We start from the raw sequence: 12,448 nt of genomic DNA on the forward strand, positions 1-12,448 counted from the left end.
CGGGACCGCGTGGACTAGCGCACGCCGCAGGCCCCGGCGACCGGGTCTCCCGGCCGGGGGCGGCTAAATCGGCGCGTCACGTTTTCCACGATAACCGGTGCGTGCCGCATGATGCACGCATGTTGTCGAGCAAGGGCGAGGACTTCCGCGCGTTCTGGACCGAGCGTCACCTGTGCACGCTGACCACGATCCGCCCCGACGGGACGCCGCACGTCGTGCCGGTCGGCGTCACGCTGGACGTGGACACGGCCACCGCCAGGGTGATCACCTCGGGTGATTCGCACAAGGCGCGGCAGATCCTGGCGGCCGGCGGCGCTCCCGCGGCCGTGTGCCAAGTGGACGGACGTCGGTGGTCGACCCTGGAGGGGCGCGCGGTCGTCCGCCGCGAGCCGGAGGTGGTCGAGGACGCCGAGCGGCGGTACGCCGACCGCTACCGCACGCCCCGGCCCAACCCGCGGCGCGTGGTGATCGAGATCGCCGTCACCCGCGTGCTGGGGACGGTGTGAGCGTCACGGTCATCGGCATCGGCGCCGACGGCTGGGCCGGCCTGCCGGACGCGTCGCGGCACGAGCTCGCGTCGTGCGAGGTGCTGATGGGCAGCGCCCGGCAGCTCGACCTGGTGCCGGGGGAGTTCGACCGGGTGCCGTGGCCGTCGCCGCTGGCGCCCGCGCTGCCCGGCTTGCTGGCCCGCCACGCCGGGCGGCGGGTCGGCGTGCTGGCCAGCGGCGACCCGATGTTCCACGGCATCGGCGCCACGCTGGTGCGGCTGCTGGGCGCCGACCGGGTCCGGGTCCTGCCGCACCCGTCGTCGGTGTCGCTGGCGTGCGCCCGCCTGGGGTGGGCGTTGCACGACGTGGAGGTGGTGAGCCTGGTCGGCAAGCCCGCCGCGCTCGTCGTACCGCACCTGCACCCGGGACGGCGCGTGCTCGTGCTCGGCGCGAACCCGCGCGAGGTCGCCGCCTTGGCACCGCACGCGCGGCTGACCGTGCTGGAGCAGCTGGGCGGGCCGGGGGAGCGGGTGCACCACGCGCTCGACGACGCCGACCCGCTGCACGTGCTCGCGATCGAGTGCGGCGCGGACGGCACGTCGTCGACGCCGGGTCGGCCGGACGAGGAGTACGAGCACGACGGGCAGTTGACCAAGCGCGAGGTGCGCGCGGTGACGTTGGCGCTGCTCGCGCCCCGCCCCGGCGAGCTGCTGTGGGACGTGGGTGCGGGTGCGGGCAGCATCGCCGTCGAGTGGTGCCGGACCCACCCGAGCTGCCGGGCCATCGCGGTCGAGCAGCACCCCGAGCGCGCCGCGCGCATCACCCGCAACGCGACGAGATCGGGCGTGCCGGGGATCGAGGTCGTCGTCGGCACGTCGCCGGGGGCGCTCGACCTTGAGGCGCCGGACGCCGTGTTCATCGGCGGCGGCCTGACCGCAGAAGGCGTGGTCGAGCGCTGCTGGGACGCGGTGAAACCGGGCGGGCGGCTGGTGGCCAACGCCGTCACGCTCGAGTCGGAGGCCGTGCTGACGCGCTGGCGCGGCCGGCTGGGCGGCGACCTGACCCGGCTGGAGGTGAGCCGGGCGACCGCGATCGGCGGTTTCACCGGCTGGCGACCGCAGCTGCCCGTGACGACCTGGATCGTGACCAAGGAGAACGCGTGACCGTCCACTTCATCGGCGCCGGGCCCGGCGCGGCCGACCTGCTGACCCTGCGGGCGGCGCGGCTCATCGCCGAGTCGCCGGTCTGCCTCTACGCGGGGGCGCTGGTCCCGGTCGAGGTCCTCGGGCACTGCCCGCCGGACGTCCGCCTGGTGGACACCGCGAACCTGGACCTGGACCAGATCACCACCGAGCTCGCCGCCGCGCACGCCGCCGGCCGGGACGTGGCCCGCCTGCACTCCGGTGACCCGTCGGTGTTCAGCGCGATGGCCGAGCAGATGCGCCGCCTGGACGCCCTGGGCATCCCGTACGACGTGACGCCGGGCGTGCCCGCCTTCGCCGCCGCCGCCGCGTCGCTGAACCGCGAGCTGACCGTCCCGGGCGTCGGCCAGACCGTGGTCCTGACCCGCACGTCGGCCCGCGCCACGCCCATGCCACCGGGTGAGGACCTGGCGACGCTCGGCCGGTCCGGGGCGACGCTCGTGCTGCACCTGGCCGTGCAGCGGATCGAGGAGGTGGTGGCCGAGCTGCTGCCGAACTACGGCCCCGGGTGCCCGGTCGCCGTGGTCGCGCGCGCCAGCCGGGAGGACGAACTGGTGCTGCGCGGCACGCTCGCCGACATCGCCGAGCAGGTGCGCGCCGCCGGGGTGAAGCGCACGGCCGTCATCGTCGTCGGCAAGGTCCTCACCGCCGAGGGCTTCCCGGACAGCCACCTCTACTCGACCGCCCGCAGCCGTTCATGACCGGGCGCCCAGCGCCTCCGCGGTGGCCCGGTCCGCCGGGAAGTACGACTCGATCGCGATCTCCTCGAGGGTGATGTCGACGGCGGTGCCGAAGGTGGCGACCGTGTTGATGAAGCTCAGCACGTGCCCGCGGTGGCGGATGCGGATGGGCAGGGCGATGTCGTGCGCGCCGGGCGGCGGGTAGTCGCCCGGCGGGCCGTAGGACAGCAGCTCCTCGTGGAGCGCGGCCAGCTGCGGGTCGCCCGCCTGGCGCGCGAGGCGGGCCATCAGCCGCGCGCGCACCTCCGGCAGGTTGACGACCCTGGGCGCGAACCCGTTCGGGTGCAACCCGAGGCGCATCATGTTGACCGGTGGTTCCAGCAGCTCCGGGTCGACGCCGTCGAGGAAGACGTCGGCCGCGGAGTTCGTGGCGACGAGGTTCCAGCGGCGGTCGACGACCAGGGCCGGGTACGGCTCGTGCCCGTCGAGGACCTGGCGGACGGCGTCACGGGCGGCGGCCATGTCCGGCGCGTCCAGCGCCCGCTCCCGGTAGACGGGCGCGTACCCGGCCGCCACGAGCAGGTGGTTGCGCTCGCGCAGCGGCACGGCGAGGTGCTCGGCCAGGTGCAGCACCATGCGACGGCTCGGCGCCGTGCGGCCGGTCTCCACGAAGCTGATGTGCCGGCTCGACACGCCCGACTGGACGGAGAGCTCGAGCTGGCTCACCCGTCGCCGTCGCCGCCACGCGCGGAGCAGCTCACCGACCGTGCCGGTCTGGGACATGCGTTCCACCTCGTCGCCACGGTACGTCCCGGCCCGTCGGGACCGCCATTACCCGCCGGGTAATCGACGGGGTGATCACCCGCTGCCACGGTGGGGCCATGACCGACATCACCGCCCAGAGCCCCGCCGAAGCCAACAAGGCCCTGTTCCTCACCGCGTTCGCGCGGTTCGCCGCCGGCGACCACGACGTGCTGCGCACCGTGCTGCGGGAGGACTTCGTCGAGCACAGCCCCGGCAACCCGTCCGGTCGCGACGCGTTCGTGGAGTTCATCAAGGAGTCCCCGGTGGCCAGGGCGCGGCTGGAGCTCAAGCGCGTCATCGCCGATGATGAGCACGTCGTGGTGCACTACCACTTGGTCGAGGAGGAGGGCGCACGTGGCGCGGCCGTGGTCGACATCTGGCGGATCGCCGACGGCCTCATCACCGAGCACTGGGACGTGGTCCAGCCGGTGCCGGACGACGCCGAGCTGCCCCACGGGATGTTCTGAGGCGTCAGGCGCGGCCGACGACCGTGCCCGCGCGGTCGATCACGATCACGTCCACGGTGACCGGGGCGCCGCGCAGCACGTCGTCCGCCGTCGCCTTGGCGCGTTCCGCCACCAGGTCGCCCAGCGGCACCCCCGCCGCCTGGCACACCTGCAACGCGCCGAGCGCGGTGTTGGCCTCGGTGACGGCCGCGGCCAGCGCCGGGTCGTCCACGAGGGACGCCAGGAAGCCCAGGTTCACCTGCGAACGGCCCGAGTGCAGGTCCAGGTGCCCGTCCGCGAGCTTGGACAGCTTCCCGATCCCGCCCGCGACGGTCAGCCGGGGCACGGGGTGACGGCGCAGGTACTTCAACACCGCGCCGGCGAAGTCGCCCATGTCGAGCAAGGCGTCCTCCGGCAGCCCGTGCAGCGCCGCCGCGACCTTCTCCGACGTGCTCCCGGTGCACCCGGCCACGTGCTCGTACCCCTGCGCCCGCGCCACGTCGATGCCGCGCCGGATGCTGTCGATCCACGCCGAGCAGGAGTACGGCACCACGATCCCCGTCGTGCCCAGGATCGAGAGCCCGCCCAGGATCCCCAGCCGGGGGTTCCACGTCTTGCGCGCCAACTCCTCGCCGTGCTCGACCGAGATCGACACGACCACGTCGCCGCTGCCGCCGTGCGCGGAGGCCACGCGCGCGACGTGCTCGCGCATCAGCTGCCGCGGCACGGGGTTGATCGCCGGCTCGCCGACCGCCAGCGGCAGGCCGGGCTTCGTCACCGTGCCCACACCGGGCCCGGCCTCGAACACCACGCCGCTGCCCGGCGCGCCGTGCCGGACGGTGGACCCGACCAGCGCGAGGTGCGTGACGTCCGGGTCGTCTCCCGCGTCCTTCACGATCGCGGCGAACGCCCGGTCGTCGCCCAACTCCTCGCGGGCCAGCGCGAACGACGGCGTCTGGCCCTTCGGCAGCACGATCCCGACCGGGTCGGGGAACTCGCCGGTGAGCAACGCCGTGTACGCCGCCGTGGTCGCGGCGGTGGCGCAGGCGCCGGTGGTCCAGCCGAAGCGCAGGTTCGTGCTCACGACAAAAGGATGCAACAGCCGTGAAGACCGTGCTGGTGCTGGGTGGCACGGGCGAGGCCCGTGACCTGGCCCGGCAGCTCACCGACGTCCGCGTGATCTCGTCGCTGGCCGGCCGGGTGGCCGACCCCAAGCTGCCCGACGGCGAGGTCCGGATCGGCGGCTTCGGCGGCGTGGAAGGGCTCGTGGCCTACCTGGGGGCCGAACGCGTGGACGCCGTCGTGGACGCCACCCACCCGTTCGCCGACCGCATCACCGCCAACGCCCTCGCCGCCACCGCCGCGACCGGCACGCCGTTCCTCGTGCTGCGCCGCCCCGGCTGGCCGCCCGAGGACGACTGGGTGTACGTGGACGGCGTCGCCGAAGCCGCCGCGCTCGTCGCCGGCCGCCGGGCGTTCATCACCACCGGCCGCCGGGAGCTGGCCGCGTTCACCAGCGGTGTGGCGCGCACCGTCGACCCGCCCGACCCGCCGAACCCGCGCCTGCACGTCGTCCTGGACCGTGGCCCGTACACAGTGGACGGTGAAAGCCGGCTCCTGCGCGAACACCGGATCGAAGTCCTGGTGACCAAGGACAGCGGCGGCCCGATGACGGCGGCCAAGTTGACCGCGGCCCGTCACCTCGGCATCCCCGTCGTCGTCGTGCGCCGGCCACCGCCACCACGGGCGCCGCTGGTGGAGACGGTGGCCGAGGCCGTCGACTGGCTCACCCGGGGTAGCGGCGCGGCGTGAAGACCGTGCCACGGGCGCTGACCCGCGTCTGCGAGGACCCGACCAGCAGCAGGCACCGCATGTCCACGGTGGACGCGTCCAGGTCCGCCAACCGCACCACCCGCACGGATTCCTCCGGTCCGCCGACGTCACGCCCGACGACCACCGGCGTGTCGGGGGAGCGGTGCCGCAGCAGTAGGTCGCGCGCCTTGTCCACCTGCCACGTGCGGCTGCGCGAGGCCGGGTTGTAGATCGCCAGCACGAGGTCGGCCTTCGCCGCCGCCTCCAGCCGCTCCTCGATCACGTCCCACGGCTTGAGCCGGTCGGACAACGACACCACGCAGTAGTCGTGCCCCAGCGGCGCGCCGACCCGGCTCGCCACCGCGTGCGCCGCGGTCAACCCCGGCAGCACCGTCACCGGCACGTCCGCGAACTGCTCGTCCGTCGCCACCTCCAGCACCGCGCTGGCCATCGCGAACACCCCCGGGTCGCCCGACGACACCACCGCGACCCGCCGCCCGCGCTTGGCCAGGTCCAGCGCGAACGCCGCCCGCTCGGCCTCCACCTTGTTGTCCGACGCGTGCCTCCGCTGCCGCGGGTTCACCGGCACCCGGTTCAGGTAGGTCACGTACCCGACCAGGTCGTCGGCCTCCGCCAACGCCCGCCGCGCCTCCGGCGTCAACCACTCGGGCCCGGCCGGGCCGAGCCCGACCACCACCACCCGGCCCTCGGATTCCGGACGAGCCGCGGGCTTGCTCGGCAGCAACGCCAACGAGAAGTACGGCACGCCGTCGGCGTCCACTTCGGACAGCGGCGCGGTCCGCTGCGCGCCGGTCGTCGCCCGCTCCACGTACCAGGCCTCGGCCAACCGCCCCGCGCGTGCCAACGCCTCCCGCACCTGCGGGAACGTCCGCCCCAGCTTCATGATCGCCACCGGGTCGCCGCCGGCCAGGTGCTCCACCAGCGCGTCCGCCGACAACGTCCCCGGCAGCACGGTCAGCACCTCGTCCCGCTCCACCAGCGGCCGGCCGATCACCGCCGCGCCCGCGCTCACCGACGTCACGCCGGGCACGACCTCGGCCTCGTACCGGTGCGCCAGCCGCTTGTGCAGGTGCATGTAGGAGCCGTAGAAGAACGGGTCGCCGGCCGCCAGCACCACCACCGTGCGCCCGGCGTCCAGGTGCGCGGCCAACCGTGCCGCGCACTCCTCGTAGAACGCGTCGATCTCGCCCTGGTAGTCGTCGGAGTCCTCGGTCGTGACGGGGTAGACCAGCTGCTCCTCGACCTGCCCGTCCCGCAGGTAGGGCGCGGCGATCCTGCGCGCCACGCTCCGCCCGTGCCGGGCGCTGTGGAAGACGACCACGTCCGCCTCGCCGATCAGCCGCGCCGCCTTGACGGTCACCAGCTCCGGGTCGCCCGGACCGACACCGACCCCGTACAGCTTGCCCGTCATTCTTCCTCGCTCGCGATCGCGTTGAGCGCCGCCGCGGTCATGGCGCTGCCGCCCCGCCGACCGCGCACGACCAGGTACTCCAAGCCCAGACCGTTGTCCGCCAACGCGTCCTTCGACTCCGCCGCGCCGATGAACCCGACCGGCACGCCCAGCACGGCGGCGGGCCGGGGCGCCCCCGCCGCGATCATGTCCAGCAGGTGGAACAACGCGGTCGGCGCGTTGCCGATGGCGACCACCGCGCCGGCCAGCCGGTCGCGCCACAGCTCCAACGCCGCCGCGCTGCGGGTGGTGCTCAGCTCGGCCGCCAACTCCGGCACGCGCGGGTCGCCCAACGTGCAGACGACCTCGTTGTCCGCGGGCAGCCGTCGCCGCGTCACGCCCGCCGCGACCATCTGCGCGTCGCAGAGGATCGGCGCGCCGGCCACCAGCGCCGCCCGCGCGTCACGCACGACGTCGGCTGAGAAGTCGACGTCCGCGACCAGGTCGACCATCCCGCAGGCGTGGATCATGCGCACCACCACCCGGGACACGTCCGACGGGAACCGCGCGAGGTCCGCCTCGGCGCGGATGGTGGCGAAGGAGCGGCGGTAGATCTCCGCGCCGTCCTTGACGTAGCTGGTCACTTGATCTCCTCGTACCCGTCGCCGGTCGCGACGAACTCCACCACGTCGCCGGCCGGCCTGCCGCACCGGCGTGCGCAGCCCGACCAGTGCACCCGGCCCGATGTGGTCCGGGTGTCGAGCCAGCGGGTCGCGTCGGCGCGCACGTCGGCCAGCGACTTGGCGCAGCCCGGTCGCCCGGTGCACGCGCTGACGCCGTGCCACGGGGAGTCCGGCGAGGTGAACAGGCCGCTGGTATCGCTCCCGGCCGGCAGCACCACGCTGCGCCACGGCGTGAGCCGGACCGGCACGCCGGCCAGGAGCCGCGCGTCCCATCGCCCGAACGGCACGCCCGCCACGACGACGGAACCGCGCGTCCCCGGTGCGACGGGCGTCACACCCTGCTCGATCCGGGCGTCACCCGGAACGCCCAACGCCGCCGTGATCTTCCGCACACCGCCGTCCACTTCGGACAGCCGCCACGCGTCGCCGCGGAGCTCGCCGAACAGCCGTGCGGCGGTCACCACCGCCGCGACCGGATCGGCCACGCGCAGCCCTGAATCGTGGCCTGCCAGGAACAACGCGTCACCGACGAGCCCGACGTCACCCGACAGGCCGCTCACCGCGCCACCCACCGTGACCAGGAATCGCCCTGGCAGGGACGCCAGCTCGGGCACGCCGCACAACGCCGCGTCGATCGCGTCGACCAGCGCCTGGTTGTCCTCCAGCGGCGCGGCGACGATGTTCCGCATCCGCTCGTGCGTCATCGAGGGCAGCAGGCCGACCTCGGCCACCCGTGCGCCCAGCTCGTGCTCCGCACCCGGCGCCAGGCCCCTGATCTGCACGTTCGCTCGCGAGGTCAGTTCGAGGAACCCGTCGCCCAGCTCGATCGCGGCGGACCGGAGCGCGTCGACCTGCACGGCGTTCAGCGTCCCGCCGGGCACCCGCACGCGCGCCAACCCGCCGTCGGCGGCCTGGTGCACGTCGATGGCGCCGGGGCAGGCGTCCGGGTGAGTTCGATCCGCGGGCATGGACTGGATGCTAACTGCCGTTAGGGTGACCTCCGAACGGCGAAGCAGCAGGAGGAAGCCGGTGTGAATCCGGCGCGGTCCCGCCACTGTGACCGGGGGAGTCCCCGGGAGTCAGGAACTCCGCTCGCCGTCCCCTACGACCGGGGCGAGGACCCCCGAGGGATGGAGCCCGCACGTGATCCTGCTGTTGTCGACCTCCGACACCGACCTGCTGTCCGCCCGCGCGAGTGGCGCCGACTACCGCCTGGCCAACCCCGCCCGCACCGCCGTGGACGACCTCCCGGCGCTGGTGGAGGGCGTCGACCTGGTGGTCGTGCGCATCCTCGGCGGACGCCGGATGTGGGAGGAAGGGCTGGACTGGCTGCTCGCCTCGGGCCTGCCGGTCGTCGTGCTGGGCGGTGAGCAGAACCCCGACGCGCCGCTGATGGAGCTGTCGACCGTGCCCGGCGGCGTCTGCGCCGAGGCGCACGCCTACCTGGCGCACGGCGGCGCGGCGAACCTCGCGCAGCTGCACCACTTCCTGTCCGACACGGTGCTGCTCACCGGCCACGGCTTCGCGCCGCCCGCGCCGACGCCCACCTGGGGCCTGCTCGAACGGCAGGACGCGGGCGAGGGCCCGACCATCGCCGTGCTGTACTACCGGGCCCACCACGTGGCCGGGAACACGGCGTTCGTGCACGCGCTGTGCGACGCGATCGTGGCCAAGGGCGGCCGTCCGCTGCCGGTCTACTGCGCCTCCCTCCGCACGGCGGAGCAGGAGCTGCTGGCCGTGCTCGGCACGGCCGACGCCCTGGTGGTGACCGTGCTCGCGGCCGGCGGCACCAAGCCCGCCTCCGCGTCCGCCGGCGGTGACGACGACGCGTGGGACGTGGGCGCCCTGGCCGCCCTCGACGTGCCGATCCTCCAGGCCCTGTGCTTGACCAGCAGCCGTGCCGCCTGGGACGAGAACGACGACGGGCTGTCCCCTTTGGACACCGCCACCCAGGTCGCGATCCCGGAGTTCGACGGCCGGATCATCACGGTGCCGTTCTCGTTCAAGGAGGTCGACGAGGACGGCCTCACGGTCTACGTCGCCGACGAGGAACGCGCGGCGCGGGTCGCGGGCATCGCCGTGCGCCACGGCCGGCTGCGGCACGTCCCGCCGGCCGAACGGCGCATCGCGGTGATGCTGTCGGCCTACCCGACCAAGCACTCCCGCATCGGCAACGCGGTCGGCCTCGACACGCCGGCCAGCGTCGTGCGGCTGCTCACCGCCATGGCGGAGCACGGCTACGACATCGGCGACGAGCTGCCCGGCGTGGCCGACCTCGACGGCGACGCGTTGATCCACGCCCTCATCGCCGCCGGCGGCCAGGACGCGAACTGGCTCACCGAGGAGCAGCTCCAGGGCAACCCCGTCCGGCTGCCCGCGGCCCGCTACCGGCAGTGGTACGCCACCCTGCCCGAGGACACGCGCCACGGGATGGAGCGGCACTGGGGCGAGGCGCCCGGCGAGCTGTTCGTCGACCGGTCGAAGGACCCCGACGGCGAGATCGTGCTGGCCGCCCTGCGCTCCGGCAACGTCGTGGTCATGGTCCAGCCGCCGCGCGGCTTCGGCGAGAACCCCATCGCCATCTACCACGACCCGGACCTGCCGCCGAGCCACCACTACCTCGCCGCCTACCGCTGGCTGGAGGACGAGTTCGGCGCGGACGCCGTGGTGCACGTGGGCAAGCACGGCAACCTGGAGTGGCTGCCCGGCAAGACCGTCGGCATGTCGGCCGGCTGCGGCCCCGACGCGGCGCTGGGCGACCTGCCGCTGATCTACCCGTTCCTGGTCAACGACCCGGGCGAGGGCACCCAGGCGAAACGCCGGGCGCACGCCACCCTGGTCGACCACCTCGTGCCGCCCATGGCCCGGGCCGACAGCTACGGCGACATCGCCCGGCTGGAGCAGCTGCTCGACGAGCACGGCACCATCGCCGCGATGGACCCGGCGAAGCTGCCGGCGATCCGGGCCCAGATCTGGACCCTCATCCAGGCCGCCAAGCTCGACCACGACCTGGGCCTGTCCGATCGGCCGCACGACGACGGGTTCGACGAGCTGATCCTGCACGTCGACGGCTGGCTTTGCGAGGTCAAGGACGTCCAGATCCGCGACGGCCTGCACGTGCTCGGGCAGGCGCCCACCGGCGAGACCAGGGTGAACCTGGTGCTGTCGATCCTGCAGGCCAAGCAGATGTGGGCCGGCCAGGTCGCCGCGCTGCCCGGCCTGCGCGAGGCGCTGGGCCTGACCGAGTCCGGCGACGACCGGACCGCCACCGACCGGGTCGAGGCACAGGCCCGCGCGCTCGTCCAAGCGATGGAAGACGCCAATTGGGACGTGAACGCCGCCCGGACGCTCACCGACCGGGAGGACGTGGCGCGGATCCTGGAGTTCGCCGCGCTGGAGGTCGTGCCCCGGCTGGCCCGCACCACGGACGAGCTGACGAACGTGCTGCACGCCCTGGACGGCGGCTACGTGCCCGCCGGTCCGAGCGGCTCGCCGCTGCGCGGCCTGGTGAACGTGCTGCCCACCGGCCGCAACTTCTACTCGGTCGACCCCAAGGCGGTGCCGTCCCGCCTGGCCTGGGAGACCGGCCAGGCCATGGCCGACTCGCTGCTGGAGCGCTACCGCGCCGAGACGGGGGAGTGGCCACCGTCGGTCGGCCTGTCGGTCTGGGGCACGAGCGCGATGCGCACGGCGGGTGACGACATCGCCGAGGTGCTGGCCCTGCTCGGCGTGCGGCCCGAATGGGACGACCAGTCGCGCCGGGTGAGCGGACTGGAAGTGATCCCGCTCGCCGAGTTGAACCGGCCGCGAATCGACGTCACGGTCCGGATCAGCGGCTTCTTCCGCGACGCATTCCCCCACGTCGTGTCACTGCTCGACGACGCCGTGCGACTGGTCGCGAACTTGGACGAGTCGGCCTCGGACAACTACGTCCGGGCGCACGCCCAAGCCGATCTGGCGCAGCACAACGACCCGCGCCGGGCGACAATGCGGATCTTCGGCAGCAAACCCGGCGCGTACGGCGCCGGCCTGCTCCCGCTCATCGACAGCCGCAACTGGCGCGACGACGCCGACTTGGCCGAGGTGTACGCGGTGTGGGGCGGCTACGCCTACGGCCGCGAACTCGACGGAGTCGAAGCCCGGCCGGCGATGGAGAGCGCCTACAAGCGCATCGCGGTGGCGGCGAAGAACATCGACACGCGTGAACACGACATCGCCGATTCCGACGACTACTTCCAATACCACGGCGGAATGATCGCGACCGTGCGCGCGCTCACCGGTCAAGCGCCCGCCGCTTATGTCGGCGACAGCACGCGGCCCGATGCGGTGCGCACCAGAACGCTGAACGAGGAGACGAACCGGATCTTCCGCGCCCGCGTGGTCAACCCGAGGTGGTTGGCCGCGATGCGCAAGCACGGGTACAAGGGGGCGTTCGAACTCGCGGCCACCGTCGACTACCTGTTCGGCTACGACGCCACCACCGGCGTGGTCGCGGACTGGATGTACGAGCAGCTCGTGGCGAGCTACGTGCTGGACCCGGTGAACCGGGAGTTCCTGGCCCGGTCCAACCCGTGGGCGCTGCACGGCATCTCCGAACGGCTCCTGGAGGCGGCCGAACGGGGTATGTGGGAGCACCCGGAGCCGGAGACGCTGGAAGCGCTGCGAAAGGCCTACCTCGAAACCGAGGGCGATCTGGAGGACGGCGGCTGAGCCGTCACACCGCCCGTTCGCGGTCTATAACGTCGCGGAAACGCGTCGATCATGAGGGGTACCCCTATATCCCGGGACGCCGCGCGCGTGACGAAACACTTCGGTGAAACATTGGTCCTGAATGGACGTCCCGTCACGCGGCGCGGGCCGTCCGGCGGTGACTCGGCCGGCCGGTGACGCCACCCGGTCGGCCGACTCGCGCTACCCGTCCG

At 73.5% G+C, this 12,448-nt stretch carries 11 protein-coding genes and 1 riboswitch; of the genes, 6 read left to right on the forward strand and 5 right to left on the reverse strand.

The window, feature by feature from the left end:
* The first annotated feature begins 119 nt into the window (after window positions 1-119).
* Genes LNK82_RS31810 through cobM form a run of 3 tightly spaced genes read left to right on the forward strand, consistent with a single transcriptional unit; the run spans window position 120 to window position 2,391 of the window.
* Window positions 120-506 (forward strand): pyridoxamine 5'-phosphate oxidase family protein, encoded by a 387-nt coding sequence (locus tag LNK82_RS31810; protein ID WP_230570588.1) that lies wholly within the window; start codon window positions 120-122, stop codon window positions 504-506.
* Window positions 503-1,651: a precorrin-6y C5,15-methyltransferase (decarboxylating) subunit CbiE gene (gene cbiE, locus LNK82_RS31815; protein WP_230570589.1), complete on the forward strand. Its 1,149-nt coding sequence runs from the start codon at window positions 503-505 to the stop codon at window positions 1,649-1,651. The genes LNK82_RS31810 and cbiE overlap by 4 nt, the downstream gene beginning before the upstream one ends.
* Window positions 1,648-2,391: a precorrin-4 C(11)-methyltransferase gene (gene cobM, locus LNK82_RS31820; RefSeq protein WP_230570590.1), complete on the forward strand. Its 744-nt coding sequence runs from the start codon at window positions 1,648-1,650 to the stop codon at window positions 2,389-2,391. Before cbiE ends, cobM begins: the two co-directional genes overlap by 4 nt.
* Here cobM and LNK82_RS31825 read toward each other — a convergent pair.
* Complete coding sequence (locus LNK82_RS31825; RefSeq protein WP_230570591.1) at window positions 2,386-3,153, reverse strand: helix-turn-helix domain-containing protein; 768 nt, start codon at window positions 3,151-3,153, stop codon at window positions 2,386-2,388. The two genes, cobM and LNK82_RS31825, sit on opposite strands and share 6 nt — an antisense overlap.
* A gap of 98 nt (window positions 3,154-3,251) precedes the next feature.
* Between LNK82_RS31825 and LNK82_RS31830 the strand changes: the two genes are divergently transcribed.
* Complete coding sequence (locus LNK82_RS31830) at window positions 3,252-3,641, forward strand: nuclear transport factor 2 family protein (protein WP_230570592.1); 390 nt, start codon at window positions 3,252-3,254, stop codon at window positions 3,639-3,641.
* A 4-nt stretch (window positions 3,642-3,645) separates the two neighbouring features.
* Here LNK82_RS31830 and LNK82_RS31835 read toward each other — a convergent pair whose 3' ends face one another.
* Entirely contained in the window at window positions 3,646-4,704 is a 1,059-nt protein-coding gene (locus tag LNK82_RS31835) for a cobalt-precorrin-5B (C(1))-methyltransferase (RefSeq protein WP_230570593.1), read from the reverse strand.
* A gap of 20 nt (window positions 4,705-4,724) precedes the next feature.
* Here LNK82_RS31835 and LNK82_RS31840 point away from each other — a divergent pair, with 20 nt between their 5' ends.
* A complete protein-coding gene (locus LNK82_RS31840) occupies window positions 4,725-5,432 on the forward strand; it encodes a cobalt-precorrin-6A reductase (protein WP_230570594.1) in 708 nt (235 codons plus the stop codon).
* On the opposite strand, the gene LNK82_RS31845 is transcribed toward LNK82_RS31840, so the two are convergent.
* Genes LNK82_RS31845 through LNK82_RS31855 form a run of 3 tightly spaced genes read right to left on the reverse strand, consistent with a single transcriptional unit; the run spans window position 5,407 to window position 8,494 of the window.
* Window positions 5,407-6,864, reverse strand: coding sequence for a precorrin-2 C(20)-methyltransferase (locus LNK82_RS31845; RefSeq protein WP_230570595.1), 1,458 nt, complete (start codon window positions 6,862-6,864; stop codon window positions 5,407-5,409). The genes LNK82_RS31840 and LNK82_RS31845 overlap by 26 nt on opposite strands.
* Entirely contained in the window at window positions 6,861-7,487 is a 627-nt protein-coding gene (locus LNK82_RS31850; RefSeq protein WP_230570596.1) for a precorrin-8X methylmutase, read from the reverse strand. Before LNK82_RS31850 ends, LNK82_RS31845 begins: the two co-directional genes overlap by 4 nt.
* A complete protein-coding gene (locus LNK82_RS31855) occupies window positions 7,484-8,494 on the reverse strand; it encodes a ferredoxin-like domain-containing protein (protein WP_230570597.1) in 1,011 nt (336 codons plus the stop codon). Before LNK82_RS31855 ends, LNK82_RS31850 begins: the two co-directional genes overlap by 4 nt.
* Before the next feature lie 11 nt (window positions 8,495-8,505).
* Window positions 8,506-8,635: riboswitch (cobalamin riboswitch) on the forward strand.
* 34 nt (window positions 8,636-8,669) lie between these two features.
* Between LNK82_RS31855 and cobN the strand changes: the two genes are divergently transcribed.
* Window positions 8,670-12,236 carry a cobaltochelatase subunit CobN gene (cobN, locus tag LNK82_RS31860; protein ID WP_230570598.1) on the forward strand — a complete coding sequence of 1,189 codons (3,567 nt, stop codon included), beginning with the start codon at window positions 8,670-8,672 and terminating at the stop codon, window positions 12,234-12,236.
* Window positions 12,237-12,448: the final 212 nt, after the last annotated feature.

The sequence above is a fragment of the Saccharothrix luteola genome (assembly GCF_020859565.1).
GTDB lineage: Bacteria > Actinomycetota > Actinomycetes > Mycobacteriales > Pseudonocardiaceae > Actinosynnema > Actinosynnema luteola.